This window comes from Nostoc sp. (assembly GCF_035638895.1).
Taxonomy (GTDB): domain Bacteria; phylum Cyanobacteriota; class Cyanobacteriia; order Cyanobacteriales; family Nostocaceae; genus Nostoc.
Genome location: NZ_DASQZC010000349.1, coordinates 1 through 24,559, shown reverse-complemented (window position 1 = coordinate 24,559; position 24,559 = coordinate 1). Strand labels below are relative to the sequence as shown.

At 41.9% G+C, this 24,559-nt stretch carries 25 protein-coding genes and 1 pseudogene; 11 read left to right on the top strand and 15 right to left on the bottom strand.

Annotation, left to right across the window (positions count from 1 at the left end; translation table 11 throughout):
• Positions 1 to 26 precede the first annotated feature (26 nt).
• The 4 genes from VE944_RS17075 to VE944_RS17060 all read right to left on the bottom strand — a co-directional run bounded on the left by VE944_RS17075 (position 27) and on the right by VE944_RS17060 (position 2,816).
• Entirely contained in the window at positions 27 to 245 is a 219-nt protein-coding gene (locus VE944_RS17075; RefSeq protein ID WP_324979163.1) for a type II toxin-antitoxin system HicA family toxin, read from the bottom strand.
• Positions 245 to 487 (bottom strand): type II toxin-antitoxin system HicB family antitoxin, encoded by a 243-nt coding sequence (locus VE944_RS17070; protein ID WP_322670242.1) that lies wholly within the window; start codon positions 485 to 487, stop codon positions 245 to 247. The genes VE944_RS17075 and VE944_RS17070 overlap by 1 nt, the downstream gene beginning before the upstream one ends.
• A 144-nt stretch (positions 488 to 631) precedes the next feature.
• Positions 632 to 1,585 carry a heme o synthase gene (locus tag VE944_RS17065; RefSeq protein WP_324979156.1) on the bottom strand — a complete coding sequence of 318 codons (954 nt, stop codon included), beginning with the start codon at positions 1,583 to 1,585 and terminating at the stop codon, positions 632 to 634.
• A gap of 295 nt (positions 1,586 to 1,880) precedes the next feature.
• On the bottom strand, positions 1,881 to 2,816 hold the full coding sequence (locus VE944_RS17060; RefSeq protein WP_324979154.1) for a COX15/CtaA family protein: 936 nt from the start codon (positions 2,814 to 2,816) through the stop codon (positions 1,881 to 1,883).
• A gap of 577 nt (positions 2,817 to 3,393) precedes the next feature.
• On the opposite strand from VE944_RS17060, the gene VE944_RS17055 reads away from it, so the two are divergent.
• The 5 genes from VE944_RS17055 (at position 3,394) to VE944_RS17035 (ending at position 10,201) form a co-directional block, all read left to right on the top strand.
• Positions 3,394 to 4,479, top strand: coding sequence for a cytochrome c oxidase subunit II (locus tag VE944_RS17055; RefSeq protein ID WP_324979151.1), 1,086 nt, complete (start codon positions 3,394 to 3,396; stop codon positions 4,477 to 4,479).
• Between the two features lie 150 nt (positions 4,480 to 4,629).
• Positions 4,630 to 6,366, top strand: coding sequence for a cytochrome c oxidase subunit I (gene ctaD / locus VE944_RS17050; RefSeq protein ID WP_324979147.1), 1,737 nt, complete (start codon positions 4,630 to 4,632; stop codon positions 6,364 to 6,366).
• A 94-nt stretch (positions 6,367 to 6,460) separates the two neighbouring features.
• On the top strand, positions 6,461 to 7,087 hold the full coding sequence (locus VE944_RS17045) for a cytochrome c oxidase subunit 3 (RefSeq protein ID WP_229553420.1): 627 nt from the start codon (positions 6,461 to 6,463) through the stop codon (positions 7,085 to 7,087).
• Between the two features lie 642 nt (positions 7,088 to 7,729).
• Positions 7,730 to 8,995 carry a serine/threonine-protein kinase gene (locus VE944_RS17040; protein WP_324979141.1) on the top strand — a complete coding sequence of 422 codons (1,266 nt, stop codon included), beginning with the start codon at positions 7,730 to 7,732 and terminating at the stop codon, positions 8,993 to 8,995.
• Between the two features lie 132 nt (positions 8,996 to 9,127).
• A complete protein-coding gene (locus VE944_RS17035; RefSeq protein WP_324979138.1) occupies positions 9,128 to 10,201 on the top strand; it encodes a PstS family phosphate ABC transporter substrate-binding protein in 1,074 nt (357 codons plus the stop codon).
• A gap of 101 nt (positions 10,202 to 10,302) precedes the next feature.
• Here VE944_RS17035 and VE944_RS17030 read toward each other — a convergent pair whose 3' ends face one another.
• The 6 genes from VE944_RS17030 to VE944_RS17005 form a co-directional block, all read right to left on the bottom strand.
• Complete coding sequence (locus VE944_RS17030; protein ID WP_324979136.1) at positions 10,303 to 10,875, bottom strand: REP-associated tyrosine transposase; 573 nt, start codon at positions 10,873 to 10,875, stop codon at positions 10,303 to 10,305.
• Between the two features lie 171 nt (positions 10,876 to 11,046).
• Complete coding sequence (locus VE944_RS17025) at positions 11,047 to 11,382, bottom strand: XisI protein (RefSeq protein ID WP_324979133.1); 336 nt, start codon at positions 11,380 to 11,382, stop codon at positions 11,047 to 11,049.
• Positions 11,370 to 11,786: a XisH family protein gene (locus tag VE944_RS17020; protein WP_324979130.1), complete on the bottom strand. Its 417-nt coding sequence runs from the start codon at positions 11,784 to 11,786 to the stop codon at positions 11,370 to 11,372. The genes VE944_RS17025 and VE944_RS17020 overlap by 13 nt, the downstream gene beginning before the upstream one ends.
• Positions 11,787 to 11,836: 50 nt before the next feature.
• Positions 11,837 to 13,666 carry a tetratricopeptide repeat protein gene (locus VE944_RS17015; RefSeq protein WP_324979127.1) on the bottom strand — a complete coding sequence of 610 codons (1,830 nt, stop codon included), beginning with the start codon at positions 13,664 to 13,666 and terminating at the stop codon, positions 11,837 to 11,839.
• Entirely contained in the window at positions 13,656 to 14,948 is a 1,293-nt protein-coding gene (locus VE944_RS17010) for an ATP-binding protein (RefSeq protein ID WP_324979124.1), read from the bottom strand. Before VE944_RS17010 ends, VE944_RS17015 begins: the two co-directional genes overlap by 11 nt.
• A gap of 389 nt (positions 14,949 to 15,337) precedes the next feature.
• Positions 15,338 to 15,748, bottom strand: coding sequence for a hypothetical protein (locus tag VE944_RS17005; protein WP_324979121.1), 411 nt, complete (start codon positions 15,746 to 15,748; stop codon positions 15,338 to 15,340).
• 177 nt (positions 15,749 to 15,925) lie between these two features.
• Here VE944_RS17005 and VE944_RS17000 point away from each other — a divergent pair, with 177 nt between their 5' ends.
• From VE944_RS17000 to VE944_RS16990, 3 genes and pseudogenes are all read left to right on the top strand, one after another.
• On the top strand, positions 15,926 to 16,294 hold the full coding sequence (locus VE944_RS17000; protein WP_324979118.1) for a hypothetical protein: 369 nt from the start codon (positions 15,926 to 15,928) through the stop codon (positions 16,292 to 16,294).
• Positions 16,295 to 16,443: 149 nt separating this feature from the next.
• Positions 16,444 to 16,602 (top strand): annotated as a pseudogene (locus VE944_RS16995) (DUF6888 family protein); the annotation flags it as partial.
• A complete protein-coding gene (locus VE944_RS16990; protein WP_322670230.1) occupies positions 16,599 to 16,811 on the top strand; it encodes a DUF6887 family protein in 213 nt (70 codons plus the stop codon). The pseudogene VE944_RS16995 and the gene VE944_RS16990, both read left to right, overlap by 4 nt.
• Positions 16,812 to 16,999: 188 nt before the next feature.
• Here the strand turns inward: VE944_RS16990 and VE944_RS16985 are convergent, their stop codons facing one another.
• A complete protein-coding gene (locus tag VE944_RS16985) occupies positions 17,000 to 18,988 on the bottom strand; it encodes an SUMF1/EgtB/PvdO family nonheme iron enzyme (protein ID WP_324979108.1) in 1,989 nt (662 codons plus the stop codon).
• Position 18,989: 1 nt separating this feature from the next.
• A complete protein-coding gene (locus VE944_RS16980; RefSeq protein ID WP_324979104.1) occupies positions 18,990 to 19,385 on the bottom strand; it encodes a Pepco domain-containing protein in 396 nt (131 codons plus the stop codon).
• Positions 19,386 to 19,631: 246 nt separating this feature from the next.
• On the opposite strand from VE944_RS16980, the gene VE944_RS16975 reads away from it, so the two are divergent.
• Positions 19,632 to 20,492 carry an Rpn family recombination-promoting nuclease/putative transposase gene (locus VE944_RS16975; RefSeq protein ID WP_324979101.1) on the top strand — a complete coding sequence of 287 codons (861 nt, stop codon included), beginning with the start codon at positions 19,632 to 19,634 and terminating at the stop codon, positions 20,490 to 20,492.
• Between the two features lie 102 nt (positions 20,493 to 20,594).
• Here the strand turns inward: VE944_RS16975 and VE944_RS16970 are convergent, their stop codons facing one another.
• The 3 genes from VE944_RS16970 to ndhC are packed head-to-tail and all read right to left on the bottom strand — an operon-like array spanning position 20,595 to position 22,208.
• Complete coding sequence (locus VE944_RS16970; RefSeq protein ID WP_324979097.1) at positions 20,595 to 21,125, bottom strand: NAD(P)H-quinone oxidoreductase subunit J; 531 nt, start codon at positions 21,123 to 21,125, stop codon at positions 20,595 to 20,597.
• On the bottom strand, positions 21,118 to 21,855 hold the full coding sequence (gene ndhK / locus VE944_RS16965; protein WP_324979094.1) for a photosynthetic/respiratory NAD(P)H-quinone oxidoreductase subunit K: 738 nt from the start codon (positions 21,853 to 21,855) through the stop codon (positions 21,118 to 21,120). The genes VE944_RS16970 and ndhK overlap by 8 nt, the downstream gene beginning before the upstream one ends.
• Positions 21,846 to 22,208, bottom strand: coding sequence for a photosynthetic/respiratory NAD(P)H-quinone oxidoreductase subunit C (gene ndhC / locus VE944_RS16960; protein WP_100899269.1), 363 nt, complete (start codon positions 22,206 to 22,208; stop codon positions 21,846 to 21,848). The genes ndhK and ndhC overlap by 10 nt, the downstream gene beginning before the upstream one ends.
• A gap of 361 nt (positions 22,209 to 22,569) precedes the next feature.
• On the opposite strand from ndhC, the gene VE944_RS16955 reads away from it, so the two are divergent.
• Both VE944_RS16955 and VE944_RS16950 read left to right on the top strand, forming a co-directional pair.
• Positions 22,570 to 22,905 (top strand): rubredoxin, encoded by a 336-nt coding sequence (locus VE944_RS16955; protein ID WP_324979089.1) that lies wholly within the window; start codon positions 22,570 to 22,572, stop codon positions 22,903 to 22,905.
• A 465-nt stretch (positions 22,906 to 23,370) separates the two neighbouring features.
• Positions 23,371 to 24,390 carry a photosynthesis system II assembly factor Ycf48 gene (locus VE944_RS16950; protein ID WP_324979086.1) on the top strand — a complete coding sequence of 340 codons (1,020 nt, stop codon included), beginning with the start codon at positions 23,371 to 23,373 and terminating at the stop codon, positions 24,388 to 24,390.
• Positions 24,391 to 24,559 lie beyond the last annotated feature (169 nt).

The window sequence follows — 24,559 nt, the reverse complement described above, 5'->3', positions numbered from 1 at the left end:
GTCTCATGAGCGATCGCGCATATAATTCATAAGGTCTCCCATTCATCTCTGCTGATATTAGCTTGACGTAATATTCTATTTAATAAGCTTTGGCTAATGTCTCCCTGATGTGGATTGGGAATTGTCAGCTTTAATTCATCTTTTACCATGTATTGATGCTTACCACCTGGGTAAGGCCCATCAAAACCTGCATCTTTTAGATAACGAATCAGATCCCGGCGATTAATTGATCCAAAGGGTGGCATTAGGCGACCTCTTTGGTCAAATTCAGGTCAACATCATTAAGTATTGGTAGAGTATGACCCAAACGCAATCCTAGTACAATCCATCCTTCAAGAGTATCTTGCAAATCCTCCCGGCAAGCTTCTAGTGTTGTAGCGTTTGCCCACACACCTTGACATTCTAGAATTTCGCCGTAGAAAGTTCCATCCTCTAGCAACTCATAAGTTGCTTTGTGCATTGCTGTACGAATGTAATTTGTCAACATTCAGCTTTTTAATCAATTTGGTTATAACTGAAATTTTATTTTTAATCGTAAATCCGCCAAACTCTAATTATTATGTATAATTTTTAATTTCCGAAAATGCGATCGCGCCCCTTTACCAAACGCGATCGCTAAATTTTCCATCCCCTAACCAATAAAATGCAGATAATTACTCACCGCACTAATTAAATTATGGGTAACAGGAAGACTATCAACTACCATCCCCAGACACAACAGCATCATGTAAGAGATGGAAAACAGAAACAACTCTTTAGCTACAGCGCGATCCTCTGGATTTTGCAACAAACGCCAAGATTTGTGGATAAATAATCCTCCCAGAATTACAGCGATCGCAGCATAAAGAATTCCACTCGCGCCCAAAGGATAAACCAATAACACGGTTGCAAATACTGTTACCAGCGTGTAGTACCAAATCTGCTTCACGGTTGCCGTAGTACCTTCAATCACAGGTAACATTGGTATCCCAACTTTTGCGTAGTCATCTTTAATCATCAGAGCTAAAGCCCAGAAATGGGGCGGTGTCCACAAAAAGACGATGGCAAAAATTAACCATGCTGACCAGCTTAATGTGCCTGTAACAGCAGCCCAACCCACTAAAGCCGGAATTGCCCCAGCCGCACCACCAACAACGATATTTTGAGGAGTGTGGCGTTTTAACCAGTGGGTATAAACCAAAATATAAAAGACGATGCCAGAGAAGGCTAGCAGGGCGGCTAACAGATTGGCAAATACTGCTAGGAGTGTAAAGGAAATTGTCGCCAGTGCGATCGCAAAAATGAGAGCATCACGCGGCTGCACCTTACCCGAAGGCATCGGACGATGGCGCGTCCGCTCCATGTCATAATCAATATCCCGGTCATAGACACAGTTAATCGTCTGGGCGCTTGCAGCAGCCAAAGTGCCACCAGTGAGAGTTACTAGCAACAGCAATGGCTCTACTTCTCCCTTAGCAGCAATCCACATACTCCCAGCCGTGGTAATCAAAAGCAACGGAATAATCCGAGGCTTGGTTAGCTGGTAGTAACTTTGAATTACCTGTAAAAATGTTTGGTGGTGGCGAGAGACATTAGTCTCAATCATTTTGGCTCTGGTTCCTTATTTTTCAACAACTTATATGCAGCCTCCGCTCAAGCTGGCTCTTTTAGGCAAATGAAAACACAGATTTTCTGCACCTGCATGGATCGCAATACTCGCCGTTGCGGCTTTCGTCGTTTAGTGAGGAGTGGGAAGCAGGGGGAGATGAATGAGGGAGCAGGGGAGACAAGGGGACTAGGGGACTAGGGGACTAGAGGTGAGAACTTGAAACAAGTCTTTCCCCTTGTCCCCAATTCTCCTTGTCCCCAAGTCCTCTTTCCAATGCCCAATGCCCCATTCCCTACTTAGCACTTAGCACTTGTAAATTAGCACTCACTGAGTCACGCAGTGCGAGAACTGTGAAAACCACCAAAGTACCCAGCAAAGTAGCTCCTATAGCTTGATGAGAGACGGTGAGAGGCTCGACTTGGAGGTGTAATTTGAAAGTGGCGAATCCTAACAAGATTTGTAAGGTTAACAACCCACCAGCCAGATTTGCCAGTCGCCGTAAGGCTGGATGTAGTGCTGGTGTCCGCCAACAGATAAATACTATTGCCAATGTTGCCACTGTTGGCGGCACTAAACCAGCAATATGGCTGTACATTACCGTACAAAGTTGAGAACCGCCGAGGCATTGGTGTAGCGCCCAGCGAGAGCCTACCAAAGCACCTAGCAAACTTTGTAGGTAAACCAGAACAGCAGCAGTTAAACCTACCCAAGGCAACTTACCAACGGTTCCAGTTCCCTGATAGGGAGTGAGTGCCGTGCCGATAATCAGGAGGGTGCTAAAAAACAACAGCGCCGTTCCTAAATGAGCGGTAACGATATCAAACCGCAACAGTTGGGTAACGGTGAGTCCACCCAAGATGCCTTGGAAGACGATTAAAAACAGGGAGAATGTTGATGCCCAAGGCAGCCATCTGGGTAAGAAACGACGATGCCACCAGGACAAACCAAAAAGTGCGATCGCGCTTACACCAATTAAAGCTGCATCCAATCTGTGAAACCACTCCAAAAACACTTGGAGATTCATTTGTTTGGCTGGTACCAATTCGCCATAGCATAAAGGCCAGTCTGGGCAAGCAAGTCCAGCATTCATCACGCGGGTGGCGCTGCCTATTGCCATCAAAATTAAGGTGGCTATGCATATTTTCCACACCAAGCGACGAATCATTTCCTTGGGTTTTTGCTGCTGAAGCGCCGCTTCATTTTGTTGTTGTAGGACAAATTCGCTCATGAAGGATACCTTCTGCCCGCTCTTGGTGGATCTCTTAAAATTTTCAATTTTCTTTTAGTGTCCCATCTCCACCCTAGCGTATAGGCTAAGGGTTTATAGATTAGCACTCACTTATACTTTGAATCACTCCAGAAAGGTTTTGTCTGAAGCTTTAGGTATTTTTCAAGATGTGAAAAATTGATTAATCACAATTAATTTAAACATTCTAAATTTTTCCTTAAGTTTTTCTACTGATTTTAGGAGAAGGCAGGAGGAAATAATTATGAATCAAAACTTTAATTTTGGGTATAAAACCCAGTCGTTAAATCCCATACTGTCAAATGCATCTGGGTTACTTTTGCCCCCTGCCCCCTGCTCCCTGCCCCTGCCTCCCTTGTACTGAGCGCAGTCGTTCGCGCAGCGTCTCGTAGAGAAGTATGCCTCCTGCCCCCCAATAGTCACCTTGTACCCAAAATTAGTAAAATATTTAAAAAACTTAATAAAAATTTCAGACCTTTGTACTCTATGCCTTCTGGCCTAGACTACCTTAGTAAGGGAGCAGCTTTAAGATAACGTAGTAAATTCAATTAAGTAAGCCGTGAATATTCCAAGTTCAATATGGACATTACTCATTGGCATCGTGCTAACGCTCGCCAGCTTTTGGTACGGTCAAAATCACGGACTGTTGCCAGCAGCAGCCACGGATGAAGCCGAATTAGTTGATGGTCTGTTCAACGCGATGATGATCATTTCTACAGGTATATTCCTGCTTGTGGAAGGTATTTTAATTTACTCTGCATTTAAATACCGTCGGCGTGCAGGTGACAATGAAGACGGCCCACCAGTTGAGGGCAATGTACCTCTAGAAATTCTCTGGACAGCGATCCCAGCAATTATCGTTATCGGTATTTCTGTTTACAGCTTTGATGTCTACAACGAAATCGGTGGCTTTGATCCCCACGCTATCCATCAAGCGCCGATGATGAATCAGGAGTCAATGGCAATGCCTGGAAGTGCTATGGCGGCAACTTTAAGTGATACTCCTCCTAGCACCGAACCCAACCTCAATCAAGAAAAATCTGATGAGGCAATGCAAGATCCAGCTACCGCAGAAGTTCGTAATGCTGACCAAATTCCCCAACTGCGGAATGCTCCAGGTGTCGGTATTGTTGCCCCGACAATTGGGGGAACTCCTGATAAAGCAGGCAAACCAGCAGGATTACAGGTCAATGTCACCGGTCTACAATATGCTTGGCTTTTCACCTATCCTGAAACTGGTATAACTACAGGTGAAATGCATGTCCCCATCGGGCGAGAAGTGGAAATCAATATGACAGCCAACGATGTCATCCATGCCTTTTGGGTGCCAGAGTTCCGCCTGAAACAAGATGCGATCCCCGGTAGGCAAAGCGAGATTCGCTTCACCCCCAAAAAAGCAGGAGATTATGTCCTAATCTGTGCTGAACTTTGTGGCCCCTACCACGGTGCGATGAGAGCAACAGTAGTCGTTGAGCCAGAAGAAGCATTTGAGAAATGGATGCAAGAACAGCTAGTTGCCAGCAAAGAAACACTAAATCAAGCCGTTGCTGTTAATCCTGCGAATCTATCCCCAAATGAATTTCTCGCTCCTTACACCAAAGATATGGGAATTAAGCCAGAAATCCTCCATCAAGTTCACCATTAGTCATTGGTCATTGATGATTAGTCATTGGTCTAAATAAATGACAAATGACATAGACGCTTCTACGGCTTCCCGCAGGGTAGGACAGCTGACATAGACGCTTCTGCGGCTTCCCGCAGGGTAGGACAAATGACATAAAGATAACTAACAACTATGACACAAGCTCAGTTGCAAGAAACTGCCAATATCCCCGCCCTTAGTGAGGAACCAGGGGTCAGAAAATGGCAAGACTTCTTTGGCTTTCAAACCGACCATAAGGTGATTGGTATTCAATACCTAGTCACTTCGTTTATTTTCTACTGCATTGGCGGCGTAATGGCTGACTTGGTTCGCACAGAACTGCGAACTCCAGAAGTAGATTTTGTTACCCCCGAAGTCTACAACAGTCTGTTTACGCTGCACGCCACGATCATGATTTTCTTGTGGATCGTGCCAACCGGGGCAGGGTTTGCTAACTATCTAATTCCCCTGATGATTGGGGCAAAAGATATGGCATTTCCTCGGCTGAATGCTGTTGCCTTTTGGATGATCCCCCCTGCGGGTATATTGCTGATCGCCAGTTTAGCGGTAGGCGATGCACCGGATGCAGGTTGGACTTCCTACCCTCCCCTGAGTTTGGTAACAGGGCAAGTGGGGCAAGGCATTTGGATTATGAGTGTCTTGCTGTTGGGTACATCATCTATTTTGGGGGCGATAAATTTCCTCGTAACATTGCTGAAGATGCGTATCCCCGGCATGAGCGTTCATAAAATGCCCTTGTTCTGCTGGGCAATGTTCGCCACTTCGGCGCTAGTTTTGGTATCAACCCCAGTCCTGGCAGCAGGTCTGATTCTGCTTGCCTTTGACTTAATTGCCGGGACAACATTTTTTAACCCAACTGGCGGTGGCGACCCAGTAGTATACCAGCACATGTTCTGGTTTTATTCCCACCCTGCGGTTTACATCATGATTTTGCCCTTCTTTGGCGCAATTTCAGAAATTATCCCCGTGCATTCCCGCAAGCCGATTTTTGGCTATAAAGCGATCGCTTATTCATCTCTTGCCATTAGCTTTTTGGGGCTAATTGTTTGGGCGCACCACATGTTTACCAGTGGTATCCCCGGTTGGTTGCGGATGTTCTTCATGATCACCACCATGATCATTGCCGTACCCACGGGAATTAAAATATTCAGTTGGTTAGCCACCATGTGGGGTGGAAAAATCCAGCTTAACAGCGCCATGCTATTTGCCATCGGCTTTGTTGGCACTTTTGTAATCGGCGGAATCAGTGGCGTGATGTTGGCAGCAGTGCCTTTTGATATTCACGTTCACGATACTTATTTTGTGGTGGCTCACTTGCACTACGTCCTATTTGGCGGTAGCGTACTGGGGATTTTTGCAGCCATTTACCACTGGTTCCCGAAAATGACGGGACGGATGATGAACGAATTTTGGGGTAAGGTTCACTTTGCCTTGACCATTGTGGGTTTAAACATGACCTTTTTACCCATGCACAAGCTGGGTTTAATGGGCATGAATCGCCGTATTGCTCAATATGACCCCAAATTCACCACGCTGAACGAAATCTGCACGTATGGTTCTTATATACTGGCAATTTCGACATTCCCTTTCATCATTAATGCCATTTGGAGTTGGTTATACGGCGAGAAAGCTGGTAATAATCCTTGGAGAGCATTGACCTTAGAGTGGATGACGACATCACCACCTGCGATCGAGAATTTTGATCAAACTCCAGTACTGGCTACAGGCCCCTACGACTACGGCTTGGAAAGGGCTAATGAAGATGTACCTTTGTCTGATCCCAATCCAGTCTTGTCTGGCGGCCCGAACTCAGTATTAAGAGCAAAACCCGACCCAGCAGTTGCTGCCAATCCCGAAGACCGTAAATAGAGTTATGAGTTAAGAGTGAAGAGTTATGAGTTATGACAATTCCTAACTCCTAACTCCCCATTCCCCATTCCCCATTCCCCACTTATAAAAATTCATGCAAAGTCAAACTATTGACCCAGCTAAAACCGAACTAAATCATCACCACGCGGCGGAAGCCTCAGTCGGTCATCACGAAGAACATCCAGACCATCGTCTGTTTGGGCTAATTGTCTTCCTGATTGCTGAAGGGATGATTTTTATGGGGCTGTTCGGAGCCTACTTAGCTTTCCGGGCTACCTTACCTGCATGGCCCCCAGCAGGTACCCCAGAGTTAGAACTATTGTTACCTGGAGTCAACACCATCAATCTAATTTCTAGTAGTTTTGTCATGCACAATGCCGACACTGCTATTAAAAAGAATGATACGCGAGGTGCACAAATCTGGTTAGCAATTACTGCTGCAATGGGTGCTATTTTCTTGGTGGGTCAAGTATATGAATATACCCATTTAGAATTTGGTTTAACTACCAATTTATTTGCTAGTGCATTTTACGTTTTGACTGGTTTCCACGGATTGCACGTTACTATCGGCGTTTTAGCAATTGTTGCGGTGTTGTGGCGATCGCGCGTTCCGGGTCACTACAGTAACGAAAAGCACTTTGGCATTGAAGCAGCCGAAATCTACTGGCACTTCGTTGATGTAATTTGGATTATTCTGTTCGGATTACTGTATCTACTGTGAGTATTAATTATTAGTTGTTCATTCCACGCGGACAACTTAATAGGCCCCCATTAGGGGGCTTTTTTCATTAATAGAATCCTACCGTTGTAGCTAACGAATCAACCTAAAAGATTGACAAATTACACCTATTTACGTAAAAACTCATCATTCGATAATTTACCCCAAAAGCTTACCTGTTCTTGCTCTTTTTTAGTTTCGTCGACCTTATGTTGGTAGATATTACAACGCGATCGCAGTTAGTAATGGCTAAAATCTGGTAACAAAATTCTGGTAGACACTGTAAAGATACTTGTGCCTTTAAATGCCACTGTTCCGGGTTTTGTCAGCAATCAGACCCAATATCTAAAATAAATCTCTTGACACCTGAATGTTGTCGTCTACCGATAGTTATAACTACTGTGGACTACTATTAAATTTACATAAATGATAAAATTATAGAACTATTACAGAAATAAATTTTTATATTAAGATACTTATATAAGGTATGAAATCAACCAATGATGGGGTTAAAGATAAAACTGCTCAAAAGCATAAGTCGCCTGAGAAGCTGACTGGCTCAAATACCAACAAATTTAGCGGCAGGTGTTCATAACCTTACCGAAGCTCTGAATGGTCAGTAAATTAACGAGTAGTATACGCCACATGAGCCAGAACCCTCTAGTTAGAAAAAAACTCCGAAGTCGCTTTGAGACAGTGAAACTGCTGGAAAGCGGAGGATTTGGTAATACTTACTTGTTATCAGGTGGTAGACGTAAAAGCCATCAATACTCTCTGCCTAGAAAAACACTTCGGAATCGCTTTGAGATTGTCAAACACTTAGGAAGCGGGGGATCAGGTGATACCTACTTAGCTTTAGACCTAGATTTACCAGGACAGCCTAATTGTGTTGTCAAACATTTCCACCCAAAAGATACTAATCCTGCTGTTCTACCCATCGCTAAAAGCCTATTTGATCGGGAAGCAGAAGTTTTATACCAGCTAGGCAACGATCACGACCAAATTCCTAGACTATTTGCCCATTTTAATGAAAATGGGGATTTCTATTTAGTTCAGGAATTTATTGACGGTCATGCATTGACTCAAGAAATTGTACCAGGTCAGCGTCTTAGCGAGAATGTAGTCTTAAATTTATTAAAAGACATCCTGGAAGTGCTGTCCTTTGTCCACCAAAATAACATTATTCACCGGGATATTAAGCCCCAAAATTTAATGCGGCGGTACTCCGATCAGAAAATTGTGCTAATTGATTTTGGGAGTATTAAGAAAATTGGTGCTTTAGGAGCAGGCTTAACAGTTTCTGTTGGGACTCCTGGCTATATGCCAAGCGAACAGGCTAAGGGAAAACCAAAACTTTGCAGCGATATTTATGCAGTAGGGATGATTGGTATTCAAGCTTTGACAGGTTTAATACCTGAGCAACTACAAGAAGATCCCAATACCGGAGAACTTCTCTGGCGCGATCAGGCACAGGTAAGCGACGCTCTGGCAAATATTTTAGATACAATGGTTTGCGATCGCTACAATCAGCGTTACCAATCTGCCGCAGAAGCTTTGCAAGCGCTTAATTCTGATGTAGCTTTGTCAGAATCCTTACAATCTACTGGCATAAGCCAAAATATTGGTGATAGCTATTTTCTAAATTATAAAAATTTTATTTTGCTATTGGGAATAGGACTTGGTACTATCACTAGTTTGATAGTAGTAGTTTTAATCTATACATTTATTAATACAGGTACATCACCTCCAAACCAACCTACTCAATCAAATAATTTTAGAGAAAAATTGCTTGAGCCACGGTTCGCTAATATTAAAGCCAATCGCCTAGTAGCTAAATTAGTAGTTAACAGAGGAGTCTATAAAAGCAATTCCACCATTGCAAAGACTACCAAAGAGGAAATTGAGTCTTAATATATTAGAAAGAATTAATCATCTACCAACAATCATAAAATTCACTATTAACTGGCTATATTACCGATTTGTTCTTAACCTAAATATTTATAGATTCCTGTAGGATAAATAGAAGAAACAACATTTAAAAATATGGACAATACAAATCAAAAAAAAGCTTTAATCAACGGTGAAATTGGCCTCTTTATTAGAGGTTTGATTATTGGTAAAGTGCTGACACTTATGGTTATTGGCGGACTGCTTTGGTGGTTACTGAAGCCGAATTTATTGTCCCGCAACAGCGTTAATTCCTCTAATCAAAATTTAAACAGTCCCTCTAGTACTGCATCAACTTTTCAGACAGTTACTGATGTCCCCAATGCCTCATTTAATTACGGAGGCAGTACAGCTTGGGCATCTATCCGGCAATTGGTAGATTCTCAGATCCAGAGCGATCGCCCGGAATTACAATTACGCTATATAAACCCTGTTAGTGGTAGCCCTGGTTCTAGCTCCGGCATTCGGATGTTGCTTGATGGGAAAATAGACTTTGCTCAGTCTTCCCGTCCCTTGACAGATGAAGAACAAGCTATAGCAAAAGAGCGAGGCTTCACCCTTGAGCAACGTCAAGTGGGTATGGATGGAGTCGCAGTGGTGGTCAACCCATCACTCAATGTGCCAGGTTTAACTGTTGACCAATTGCAGCAGATTTATTTGGGGAAAATTACTAACTGGAATCAAGTAGGTGGGCCAAACTTAGCCATCACACCTTTGTCTCAAAGACCAGAAGACGCAGATACAGTAATATTTCCTAGCAACAGCAACTTGAAGGGGCAAGCATTTGGCTCTAATGTGCAGTATGTCTATTCTACTACAGAGGCAGTGCGCCAACTCAGTAAAACTCCTGGTAGTGTCTATTACGCTTCTGCCCGTTCAGTATTACCTCAATGTAGTGTGAAGGCTTTGCCATTGGGTAGCACAGTTGGTCAGCTAATTGCCCCTTACCGCGAACCTCTGGTGTCACCTGAGCAGTGTCTACGTCAGCGCAACCAGCTAAATACTCAGGCTATAAAAGATGGTAGCTATCCCTTAATTGCTAACTTGTTTGTGATTATTAAGCAGAATAAAGGTCAAGAACAGCAGATTGGAGATGCATACACCAAGCTTTTATTAACTGATGAGGGACAAAGGGCAATTGAGCAAGCTGGTTTCGTCGCGGTTCGCTAGTACAGCGATGTCTACGACGGGCTACGCCTACGCACTTTCCACTACAGATTATTCAATTCATATCCCCGACTTCTTAAAGAAGTCGGGGATATTTAGCTAGGCTAATCATCCAGTAGCAGTCTTCTGAAACCAGCGCTATCAGGTAGATTATGATCCGTTAAAAATCGCTGATAAGTTAATTCTGACTCAATTTGCATCTTGATATACTCTGTTTTGGCTAGTGTTCCTCCTCGTAATCCTGCATATTCCAAATAGCTGGAAAACTCCCATTCTTCAGGTTGCTGCACCAGTTCTGCTTTCACCGGATTTAAATGAATATAACGTGAGAGGTTGAGAAGATAGTCAGTTTGTAAAATATGAATACTTTGAAACCTTCCCTGAAATAGCACCCCAGAACGATTAAAACGCTTATTAATTGCCTTTGTGTAAGAAAGAGAAAGGGATTTCATTGCATCAGACAAAGTTTCATCTCTCAGATAGACCAAAAAGTGATAATGATTGGGCATTAAACAGTAAGCAACAATATCTACTGCATTAGTTATCAGATGTTCCCTTATCAATCGGAGAAAATAAATATAGTTCTCACGCTCAAAAAAAATCTTTTGGCGATTGTTTCCCCGATTATAGACATGGTAAAAGTTGCCAGTTTGCAGAGGAGTTTGTCGTCGCGGCATAGGCAAGAATATGAGGTTTTGCTTTAGTATGCCCTTTTAATCCAATTAGATCCCCGACAATCAGATCCCCGACTTCTTAAAGAAGTCGGGGATCTTGGGGAAGCGATGCCTACGGCGGTAAACTACGCACCATTCACATGTATTTATCATCTGAGTTAAAAATATTTACATTCACTCCACAGCATAAGAAGTAAATTGGCGTTTAAAAGGAGAATGGAACCCAATCACAATATCAGAAGGAGGTACACCTAACTCAACCAATCGTTCAGCAACAGACTCTTCTGTACCGTTATACTGAATCCATATTTTTCCATTTTGAATATCAAAATGCATGACCGGGCCAAATACCCGCTTATCTCCTTGCCAGCCAACGTAAGCTAATTGATAATGGTCGTTTTCGCTATCAATAATTAGTTCTGAATTGACTGTATCCGTGTTATTTATAATTTGTGTATGTTCTGTCAATATTTGTTTTATTAGTTGTCGATAATATTTTATCTTATCCATTGCTGAATCTCCTCCTGTCTAGGATCATAGACTATTAATTTAACTTGGTAACGTTGAAGGGCACGTTGGACGAAGGGGAGTTGAAAAAAATTTTGATAGGTTTCGTTAGGGACAGCTAAATATAGGATTCTGTCAGCTTCTTGTTCTTCGAGAGCTTGGCAGTAATTGAGATATTGTCCGAGTGCATTATGAAATTCACTGATATCTGAATCTGCAATAAAACTTTTAATTTCGACAGCTATTTTCTCTGTATTACGTTCTGCGGCAATGGCATTTTCAGCCGCTAAATCTATTTGTAGTTTAATCGCTTCACTAATACGAATTGTAAAAGGATCGTGAGTAATTATCCACCCATCTTTAATTAATGCTTTTTTAACCTGTTGATGGAAAACATCTTTAGCCATTTTGCTATCTCTAGATTGGAGTCAGGTTAACCCAAAATAATGTTTTTGCTCTATATAATGCCTTCCCCGAAGGGGTTGTCGTTCGCGCAGCGTGTCGTAGACAAGACATCGCACTCTCCATTATTCTGCATTGCGACGGCGAGCTTTTCTAGATTTTGGCGAACAGTGACACTACGGAGATGATTTACACCCCAGACTCGTTCACAAATATCTAAAGCTTGCAAATAAAGCGGTTCTGCTTCGCTGTAACGTCCAGTTTCACGATAAATTTCTGCCAGATTATTGAGACTTTCAGCAACATTGGGATGATTTTCTCCCAATAGGTGCTTATCAAGTTCTAAGGCTTTTATACATAAGGGTTCCGCTTCATTGTAACGCCCTTGCTCCCTGTACATAAAACCAAGAGCATAAATAGTATCTGCTAAAAGCGGATGCGCCTTTTGTAATAGACGTTCCTTGAGTTCCAACGATTCCAAAAACAAAGATTCAGCTTGATCGTAACGTCCTTGAGCGCGGTATATCAATCCTAAATTGTGCAAATCTGTTGCAACATCAGGATTCTCTTCTCCCAAAAATCGCTTATCTAGTTCTATTGCTTGTAGCGACAACGGTTCAGCTTCAGTGTAACGTCCTTGATGATAATAAAGTAGCGCTAAATTATTCAGTATAAGAGCCAAAGAAAGATTGTTTTCGCCAACCAAACGTTTTTCGAGTTCTAATGATTGCAGATACAGAGGTTCGGCTTCGTCATAACGTTTTTGTTCATCATATAGTAATGCCAAATTGTTGAGACTGATGGCGACATCAGGATGATTTTCTCCCCACAGGCGTTTCCTCAGTTCCAAAGCTTGTTGATATAAGATTTCCGCTTTAGTATATTGTCCAGTAGATTTGTAGAGTCCTGCCAAATTATTCAGGCTAGTAGCAAAAGAAGGATGGTTCTCTCCTAGCAGGCGTTTCCTCAGTTCTAAAGCTTGTTGATATAATGGTTCGGCTTCGCTGTAGTGTCCTGTTGCACGATATATTCCTGCTAAATTGTTGAGGCTATTAGCTAAATCTATCTGTAAACCTGATTCATTTTGTATCTCAATCGCCTGACGCCAATACTTTATTGCTAGTTCTTGTTCTTCTTGATAATTCTGAGACTCACCCCGCTCTAATCTGCTGCGGTAAATATCACCTAAACTTGAGTATAAAGTAGCTAAACTGGGGTCTTTAGTTCCCCCTTCTTGTTCTACTTTCTCGATTAACCCTTGTAAATCTTGGATGGGCAAGAAAAAAGAGTTATCTTCATTAGTATCTGTGCTGGCTAATTCTGTGTCTCTAAAAACAAAACGGATATTTTCTAGTTCTTTACCAGGAATAGCATTCGTCTTTTTAGATTCAAACCTAAATACACCGTTGCGCCAACTCCAAAAATCAGGGGCTTTTTTAATCAGGTTGACTAAAATTTGGTTAGTTACCCAAAGCACAATAGCAAACGGAAACTCGCGCAATCCTTCCCTTGTCCATTGTAAGTAACCAAAAAATTTCTCCTGTTCCGATTGCTCTTTTCCCAATCTGAGAAAATAAAGTTGTTCAGCACCCGTCACAGTAATCACCGCCGGGTTTTGCTGACGAAGATATTCTTCTTGTTGTAGCAGTTGGTTAAGAGCAGCTTTTAAGCTCGGTTCCTGACGTGCTAAAGTCTCTCGATATGCACGGAAGGCGGGTTGTAGTTCAGCTTCATACTGGGCAATAATCTCATCACGAAAGCTAGCATCATCGCAAACTGCAATCAGTAAATTTAATCCCCGTTTTTGAGCTTCAATAGAAACAATTAAATCATCATACGCATCTAGATTTTCTCCTTCATCATCTAAGAATTCGTCATTTAACATTAATAGCCCCCTGTCTTCTCAAGCTTTCTATAATAATTGGATGAACATCGTACCAAGTTTCATCAGTACGATATTCTAGAACATATAAACCATGTAGCAAATCCAAAAACTCTGCTTGTTTAGGGTCATTGGGCATAAATTGTTCGTAAACACTCTGCAAAATATCTGTATCAACTTTCCCTAAACGTATAGAAAAGTCGTTGCGGATTTTATTGATTGCTTGCAGGAGAATTTTATCATCAATGATAACTTCGGCTGTGGGATTTCGCCGGATCATTCGCAAACAAATGCGGCAACATTCCTTAGAAATCCGAATTAACTCTCGCAATACACCACCACTGTAAATCACAATCTTTTCAGCAGTTTCTGGCGCGATTAATTCACTGGGAATTCGCTTTTGTAAAACTTCACCGAGAATCTTTGTTGCTTCCGGGCGAGGTTGAGCATTCGGGAAGCGATTTTTACCTTTATCAAAAATTTTTAAGACAGGCATTGCCACAACTTGATCATTGGTTTCAGTGGCAATTATTGTGCTGATAAATGTTTCCCGAAGGACTGCGATGGGGATAGTGTAGATAATTTGAAAGTTAGGTTGACAAAGAGCTTTAATGTTATCTCGATAAATCTCATTAACTCTGCCTAGATCAAGTTTGTCTAAATCATCAATAATTACTAAAACATTTTGTTTAGTTGCGGTTTGAATTAAAGCAGCTATTTCGTTAATTCTGGCAACTAAATCTGATAACTTGCGTTCAAACTCTTGCTTAATTTCATCTCTAACGCTTGCATCAGCTTTTAATTTAGAGCTAATCAATTTTAGGAGGTCAAAACCTATACTAACTTCTGCTTGCAAATTTGATTCTTCAGTGCGAGTGCGGGTAGCAAACCACTTATAAAGAGCTTCTTTAGTAGATTGCGGAATATCAACTCTGCGTGCCTCTGCCTCTGTCATTAAATTAACTGCGATCGCAAACAGTATATTAATATGATTAACCGCCGACATTTCAATTTTGTCAGCAATAGAAAACAGAACTACAAAATATTTATCTTGAATTTGTCGGCTAAATTCAGCTAACAAAGTAGACTTACCACATCCCCGATGTCCTGTAAAGACAATTTTGCCATCTCCATTAGGACTATCTTCCACTAATTGGTTCAGGTCTGCAATCAAATCATCACCATATTCGACTCGAAATCTTTCCATTTCGTTCCGTTCCATCAACGGAAACAGTTCGAGATTACTGTATGCTTCTTGAAAGGAGTTTAATAAGTCTTCAGACATTGGATAGTGCTGTAAAGGTGCTAACTATTCATATAATGGCTCATGATTTTTGAAGCACAAGTTCAGGCAATGTCTATGATGGAGTATGCCTACATAACTTCTAAAATTCCGTTAAAAAATAACTACTACGTGAGTGGTAGGTTATGTCTTAAAAAAAGATGTTCTAATACCTAAATTTCAACCGCTCAATAAGTAACAGAGGTCAATAATTAATAAGACTGAATAATAGATTATACATTCGATAATTTAGACTGAATGATAGATTATACAGATAAAATAGTGAAAGTTACCTAACGCATAAATAAAATAAAATTTTCAATTAGAAAAATAAATTTTTAGTGTGCTTCGTCTCATCCTCCTTTAACCGATGCGATGGTAGCTGTAGTCTGTCAAGGAATAATTGAAGAGTACATTCTTTGTAGAGACAGCGATTTATTGTGTCTCTCTAACGTGTCAATTTTTTGGACGCGATAAATCGCGTCTCTACATGAGGGCTTTCTGGCTATCCCAAGCGTATTGGGATACCTCACTGGATCGAAAACCGCTATATCACGATCACGTCTTTGTGAACTATATGAAAGCTCCGCGACATCAAAACTTGCTTTTGCGACATTAAAACTTGCTTTTGTGACATCAAAACCTGCTTTTGCGACATCAAAACCTGCTTTTGCGACATCAAAACCTGCTTTTGCGACATCAAAACCTGCTTTTGCAACATCAAAACCTGCTTTTGCGACATTAAAACTTGCTTTTGCGACATCAAAACTAGCTTTTGCGACATCAAAACTAGCTTTTCTCAACAAATTTCAGCAAATATACCCGCATCTATCTAGTTGGCTAATGTCATCCAATGCTTTTATAATTCTGTAACTTCACTGTGGCTGGTGCATCTGCTTATTGCGTATTCTTATGATATATAAATAACTCAGTGTGTAAGCTCATGGTTATTTATAAATTAATCCAAACAGGAAAACTATATGACGCAACGCAAACGAAACTCCATATCACTGACCAAAGCTGAACGACGGATTGAGGGAATGCAGACGATTAACCCTGAGTTAGACTTTAGTAATGGGTTTGCAATTGCTACTTACAACACTAAAGTCATTCAGTTACGAGAGAAGCTAGCAGCTTATAATCAAGCACAAACAATAGTAGATAAGACACACAATGCATTAATAGAAGCAGAACGTGACTTGAATACTTATTCTGAGCAAATGCTATTGAATGTTGCATCTCGCTATGGCAAAAATAGTGATGAGTATGAGATGGCTGGTGGAACGCGCAGGTCAGACCGCAAGAAACCACGTCCACTAGTAAAACAAACAGTCCTAAATCAGTCGTGAACAATAAGATCCCCGACTTCTTTGAGAAGTCGGGGATCTTAGTCTCATTTAGGATTGCTATAGATGGTTTGATATTTTCTTCCCCTTACCTGCTATTCTGATTCCAAGCTATGCGGTTATGAGGTATACAAATCTAGCCAACTGCTGAACAAGGCATCAGGTGTGTCATACTATGTCAATCTTTGACCAATACATTCACTCCTATTTACATTGTCCGCCTCGATGAACAAACAGGTAATGTGTTTATTTTGGCAGGAGATTACATAGATGTAGAAATCTATCACAATGGTCTTTGGAGGTTCTTGTGATTGAGCCAGACTTTAGCAGCATGAGCAAAACCGAGTTAAGAGCCTTCGTCATTGCTCACCCCGACAACAAAGCAGCATTTCGTGCTTTTGTTGACCGCTTTACATCTGAAGCGTCTCCAGAGACTTTTGACATCCCAAAATCGAATGCTGAGATTGAAGAAGTTGAAATTTTGATTAAACAAAAATTAGAACAATTAAAAATGAGTTAGATTTTAGAATTTTGTTTTAAATGTCGCAGAATTAATTGAGTCGAACAACTGTTCGGTTTTGCAACCTACCAAGCTATCCGACTCGGTTTTATATTTGAACAGAGTCGCCCCTGTCGCCAAGGCAAGTCTGAACTCCCTAATATACGCCCGATAAATTCCCATTTATCAACTCTGACCTTCAGGAGTGCTCACGCAACCACCTGAACCACCCTAAGCCCAATAGTGTTGAGGCGGTTCGCAGGGATATTATTGTTGCGATGTGCACAACGACAGCGCGTTAGACTAGTGATCCAAGAGCCACCACGCACCAGGCGACGAGTATTATTGCCGCCAGTTAACCAAGCACTGCCGTCATCGGGTGCGCCGTTGTAATTGTCATGCCAATAATCTTGACACCACTCCCAAACATTGCCATGCATATCGTATAAACCAAAAGCATTAGGTGGAAAACTACCGACTGGTTTTGTTTCCTTGCCGTTGAAATTTACTAACTCCGTGGTAATCGTTTCGCCAAAATAAAATGGGGTAGTAGTTCCAGCACGACAAGCATATTCCCATTGTGCTTCGCTAGGTAGTCGATAGGTTTTTCCTGTCTTTTGGCTCAATTTTTCACAAAATTTTACTGCATCATCCCAACTCACTGTTTCTACAGGTCGTTTCTCACCTTTAAAATTGGAAGGATTATTACCCATAATTGCTTGATATTGTGGCTGGGTGATTTCATATTTACCCATAAAGAATCCAGATACTTTTACTTTATGCTGTGGATTTTCATCTTTATATCTCCCCACTTCTTTTTCTGATGAACCCATCATAAAGGTTCCCCCTGGTATCTGCGCCATTTCTAGAGTTATACCATTCCCTAAATCTTCAACAAAGTCTTTTGCCTCACGGGTAGTGCCGTTGGTGATATTTCTCCGTATATTTTCTGGTAAGCCAATGTCGCTTTTACTACCTTCTCTTAAATCAGAAGATCGCCAAAAACGTGGTACTGCAATTGTCAAACCCAACCCAGCAACTGCAAACCCAGCAGTTTGAATTACACGTCGTCGTGACCAGTAAGGTAATATTAGTTTTTTTGATGGCGTTGAAGATGTTGAAATAGTAGATGTTGCAAATTGTCCCGCACCAGAAGTCTGAGTATTAGTAATAGGGGATGGCGAGGTTGATTTGGGAGTTGGAATTTGAGGAGGTTTACTTATAGCTGTATCTGTGACTGACTTAGATGGTTGTGGAATTGTTTGCTGAGGTAAATCAGGATTTGCAAAACTATTTCGCAACCTTTCAATTCTTTGTAAACCTCTCACCGCGTCCATATCTTGCCCTGAAGCGGCTGCTAATACCCGAATCCATAATTGCTCTGCTAAATCTAAATTCCTGTTTACTTCTGTTTGGTAAGCATCATTTTTCAATGTGGCGATATCCACTAGAGTTGCATATCGTGGCACAAGTATTAGGTGAGATTTGTTCACAGGTTCAGCAATAAGATAAGGCGTTTGCCTTGTATTCTTATACTGGCGAACCAGTTCAGGCACGCGAAACTTGAGATATTGATCCAATCGTTCAACAGTAGCGCATTTACCTTGAATTCCTAATCCTTCTAGTAATGCAGTGGTAAAAGCACCTTGTTGTAAAGCCTCAATTTCATAAGAATACTCTTGGGGAATACAAGAAAAAATGCTGATAACTCCTTGTTGACGTGCTTCTTCTGCGGTTTGTCGCCCAATTCCTTCACCTGTTTTTTTACCTTCATTACGACAAGCATCCAGAATTAAGACAACGTTATCAGCACCGCAGCGACGCAGGCGTTCAGTGACAAAGTTAATCGCAATTGCCGTGTTTTCAATATCCTCTGGATCGCCATCACAGGGCATAAGATAATCACGGTCAGCATATCTTATCCCATGCCCACTGAAGAAAAACCAGAAATTATCCCCTGCTCCCATAAAGGGATTGTCAAATAACTGCCGCAAGACTCGCAACAAGTTAGTGCGAGTTGGGCGAGTCGATTTTCCAGCAAGTTCAGGGGAGTCATCAGAGAAGAAGAATATCCGCTCAAATCCGGCTTCCTTGCTCAGAAACTCTTGCATTAACTGTGCATCCCGCTTGGCATAGTTTAGCGGTTGCAGATAATCATACTGGTTAATTCCGATCGCGATCGCCCAATTTTTTGCCATCTCACCCTGGTTCTTGGCGCTTGAACTTCAGCTTAATAGCTCCTTTACTCCCAGCTTTGACACCACTACCAATTAATTTAACTTCCCCATCTGCACTAATTTCTACCGATAGCTCAATTTCGTCTAGCTGCATCTTTGAGTTTACTTTTGCTTGTTGTTCAGCTTGACTAAACAAACTTCCCACGAGTTTGAGAAAGTGAGTCATATTTTGCTCTAATGTTTGAGCGCTAACCTTAACGGCATCTCCTACCCCTTTGCTACCAGTATTATCCCTGATAGTTTCCTCTCCCCAACCGCGTGTATTATTACTCCCGCCTTTAGCACCATCAGGAATCGATATTTGCGGTACTTCATCCGTCACAATCCAAATGCCGTCGTTTTGTGGTGTTTCTGACATATTATTTTAAATATTTAGATTAAATTGTCCCACAAATTATAGATACAACGGTAGAGATAGCGATTCCGATCACTAAGAAATCTCACTGAGCATTTTAGCGATCGCACTTAAATTATCTCAGATTGGGTGAGATGTCTACGACGGGCTTTGCCTACGCTTTCCCTAAATAGTCCAATCAAAAATCTGAATATCTGTAATCCAGTATTAAGTACAATTATTTGATAACTTTGAGTGTGTTTACAACCCATGATCAAACCCGCCGATGTCAGCACCAAACGCTTAATCAGCCTTGCACCTGATAACTGGGTAAAATGGGTAACACAAATTCCTGATATTGTTGCTGGCGAAATTCTCAACTCAGAATTTCAGTGGATAAGTCGAGAAAGTGATGTTTTAATCCGTGTCGAAAGTCCCCAGTATGGAAAATTTCTCGTTCTTAACGAATTACAACTGCGCTATAAACCGGAAATGCCGCGCAGGATGCGTGCTTATGCAGCGCTAGCAGAAGAAAAATATAATTTACCAACGTATCCAGTACTAATTAATATCCTCAAGGCAAGCGACGCTGAAATACCTACAAGTTACGAATTAAATATAGCTGGTTTACGTGCTATTCAAGATTACCGTGTCATTAACCTGTGGGAAGTTGATGTCGAGATTGCTTTTCAACAACCATTACCATCACTACTTCCATTTGTACCCATCCTCAAAGGTGGTGATAACGAGTCTACAATTCGAGATGCATTGCGAATATTACGTGCAGATGAACAATTGAATCAACTAGAAACAGTATTAGGATTTTTTGCTACCTTTGTATTAGATAGTGCAATAGTTCAACAAATTCTGAGGTGGGATATGGCACTTTTAGAGCAGTCGCCTTGGTATCAAGAAATTTTTAGCAAAGGGGAAGAACGAGGAAGAAAAGAGGAATTATATTTAGGGATTGAATTAGCATTAGAAATTAAGTTTGGCAATCAAGGTTTAGAATTGATGCCGATAATCTCTCAAATTACAGATTTGCAAAAATTAAAAACAATTCAACAGGCAATTAAAACTGTAAATACAGGTAATGAATTACAGCAAATTTTGTCAACCAACTTTATATAAAAACACCAAAAACATAACCCCTCTCCGCCACCGGAAAGGGGTTAATCACTGCCGAAACTATCTTGTACAGACGCGATTCATCGCGTCTCTATTCAGCAATCTCTAATAAGCGTCTTGCAACTCGTAGAAATCAGGCGAGATGTAATCCTTACGCAAAGGCCAACCTACCCAATCTTCCGGCATCAAAAGCCGTTTGAGATTTGGGTGTCCTTCGTAGATAATGCCGAACATATCGTAAGACTCGCGCTCTTGCCAATCTGCGGTTTTCCAAATCCAGTACACAGAAGGCACTACAGGATTTTCCCGTGGTAAGAATACCTTAACTCGAACTTCTTCGGGGCGATCGCTATTATCACCCACTTTAGTCAAGTGATACACACTCACCAATTCCTGTCCTGGGCCAAGGTCAACACCACCTTGAAACTGGAGATAATTAAACCCGTAGGCATAAAGGGCTGTAGCGGTAGGAAGCAAGAAATCTGCCGCCACCTTAATTATCTCTATCCCATTCTTATCCGGTGCTAAAAACTCATGGTCAAAGCCATTTTCCGTCAACCACTGGGAAATTTTACCCGCTTGTACCAATGCCTCTTCTTTCTCTGCTGGTACTGGTTTTGATTCTTCTTCAGCCACGGGTTTGTTCCTCCTTTTGCGCCTTTTCTGTCAGCAGTGCAGGTGGTATTGGCATACCAATCGCTTCGGCCAATTCCTTCGGTGGTGCATAGCGAGTTTCTGACTGTAAATACTTACCAGTTAAGATTTCCGCTACTGGCTTCAGGTTATGAGTCGTGCTGTAGTAGCGGTGGGTTTGGTTAATTTTATCCCGCTCTTGCATCGATTCATTAGAGATTTTCTTTCGCAGCTTAATGATTGCGTCAATAATTGCTTCGGGACGCGGAGGACAACCAGGCAAATACACATCCACAGGAATCAGCTTATCGACTCCGCGCACTGCCGTGGGGGAATCAACACTGAACATCCCGCCAGTAATTGTACAAGCACCCATCGCAATTACATACTTCGGCTCTGGCATTTGTTCATAAAGACGCACCAGTTGAGGAGCCATCTTCATTGTAATAGTCCCTGCCGTAATAATTAAATCGGCTTGGCGGGGGCTAGAACGGGGAATTAGACCAAAACGGTCAAAGTCGAATCGGGAACCAATTAAAGCTGCAAACTCAATAAAGCAGCAAGCAGTACCAAATAGCAGCGGCCACAAACTAGAAAGCCGCGCCCAGTCGTAAAGATCATCAACCGTGGTCAAAATGACGTTTTCTGAAAGGTCTTGAGTGATTGTAGTCCGCTCAATGGGGTTGATGATTCGTTCTTTGCCCTGAGTTGTTAAGTTAGAATTCAAGACCATTCCAAAGCTCCTTTACGCCATGCGTAAACTAAAGCGACTACAAGAATTGCAATAAAGACTAGCGCTTCAATAAATGCCAATAGCCCCAAACGGTGGAAAGCTACCGCCCAAGGATACAAGAACACAGTCTCCACATCAAAGACGACGAAGACCAAAGCAAACATGTAGTAGCGGATGTTGAACTGAATCCAGGCTCCCCCAATGGGTTCCATGCCAGATTCATAAGTGGTGTGCCGTTCTGGGCTGTAACCACTGGGTCGTAGGAGCTTAGAAGCTGAGAGCGCTAAGGCAGGAACTAGGCTACAGACTATGAAGAAGCCTAGAAGGTACTCGTAACCGCTGAGGACAAACACAATGAGTATCTACCGCTTATGGAGTATTTTAAGTTGGGAGTGGGGAGTGGGGAGTGGGGGGTGGGGACTAGGGACTGGGGACTGGGTACTGGGTAATGGGAAATTCTTCTGAATCTCTAATCCCTTATCCCTAATACCAAATTCTTTATTTTTAATCCCCAGTCCCCAGTCCCCAATCCCCACTCCCTAATTCTCAACTGCGTAACTTTCTTTTACATTATATCTGTTTGGTTTTTCTGAAATCTGGGAAACAGATACACTTCAAGTATTTAATTAGCTTTTGATAGTGATAGAAAAGCCTAACAATTATGTCATAATTTGTAACGTATATTTCAGATTTCTCCTCTGCGAGGCCCTAGCCATGAGCGAACCAGCTGTTGAGACTCCAGTGTTAGACCACTACGAGTGTCGCGCCTGCGGTTATGTTTACGAACCTGAGAAGGGAGACAACACGCATGATATTCCTTCAGGGACACTCTTTACAGAACTGCCCATAAATTGGCGCTGTCCAGTTTGTAGTGCTAAGACAACCGCTTTTGCCAACATCGGCCCTGCGGGTACTGCATCCGGCTTCAAAGAAAATCTCGGTTACGGTTTGGGTGTTAACACCCTAACGCCAACCCAAAAGAATATCCTAATTTTCGGTGCTTTGGGTCTTGGCTTTTTGTTTTTTATCAGTCTCTACGGCTTACAATGACAGCCGTTATCTCAGAAACAGGGAATAGTGAGTAGGGAAAAAGATTTTCATTATTGGTTGTGTGATTATAATCACACAACTATACTGTTTTACTTATTCTCTATAGCCTTTAATTAAGCTAAAAATGCTCACTTTTGCTTACATTGATTAACAGTGTATTCTCTGATAAAATATCAGAGATTCAGGTGAGAATCTGTAACATCAAGTAACCTCTATACTTACTGATAAGTTGCCTCTGAGGTGTTACAGCAAGTAATCGCAAATATGTTGCTTCTCAAAGCAAGAATCACGCTAGAAGCAAACAAGTAAGAGTGCATAAAATTTGTTTTTATGCATCGATTGATACACCTTGGTTGAGATTGAACTGCTCAACTTATGTATTTGTTAGCAAATGTTAGCAAAAAAGTATCAGTAAACCTTTTAGAGAACAGCTACAGAAATTTAGAAACAAGTTAAGAAATACTAATGCATTCAATTGTGAAAGGTTGGCAACGAATAGCTACCTTGTTGATAGTAGTCCTCATCTGTATAGGTTGTAGCAAAGTTCCTTCTGTTAGCTACAACCCTTGGAAAGTCATTTCTGTACCAACAGACTCGAATCTCCTGGATATTGCTTTTACTAATAACCCTGAGCATGGCTACTTAGTAGGTAGTAATGCCACCCTATTGGAAACCAATGACGGTGGTAATACCTGGAAACCAATAATACTGCAACTGGATGAGCAAAAGTATCGTTTTGACTCAGTAAGTTTTGCAGGAAAAGAAGGCTGGATTGCCGGAGAGCCTGGACTGTTGCTGCACACTACTGATGAAGGTGCTTCTTGGTCGCGTATTCCCCTGAGCGAAAAGCTACCAGGTAGCCCGATCGCAGTTAAGGCAGTAGCAAAAAACACAGCTGAAATGGCTACTGATGTCGGAGCCATATATAAAACCATAGACGGCGGCAAAAACTGGAAAGCTCAAGTGGAATCAGCAGTCGGTGTGGTGCGTAACTTAGAACGTTCTCCTGATGGCAAATATGTTGCCGTTTCCGCCAAGGGTAGTTTCTACTCGACTTGGGAACCGGGACAAGATGCTTGGGTACCCCATAACCGCATTAGTTCTCGGCGCGTAGAAAACATGGGTTTTGCTGACAATGGGCAATTGTGGCTGCTAGCTAGGGGAGGTCAAATTCAGTTTAGTGACCCAACTAAACCTGAAGAATGGCAAGAGGCAAAATATCCAGAGTTATCCACCAGTTGGGGTTTACTGGATTTGGCATATCGCACACCCGATGAAATTTGGATAGGTGGCGGTAGTGGCAATTTGCTACGGAGTGGCGACGGTGGCAAAACCTGGGAAAAAGACCGTGAAGTGGAAGAAGTTGCTGCTAATTTGTATAAAATTGTGTTCTTAGAGCCAGAACGGGGATTTATAATTGGCGATCGCGGCGTATTGCTCAAATATCTACCAAACCCTGAAACAACTTCTCCAGAAGCGGCTTAGTGGGGACAAGGGACTGGGGACTGGGGACTGGGGACTAGGTAAGAGTTTTCACAATCCCCAATCCCCAATCCCCAATACCTAATTTCTGAGAAGAACGTTGCAACTTGTAACTCTTTCTTAACTTTGTAGGATAATAAACTCAATAACACTCTATGTATAAGGTAGGGAT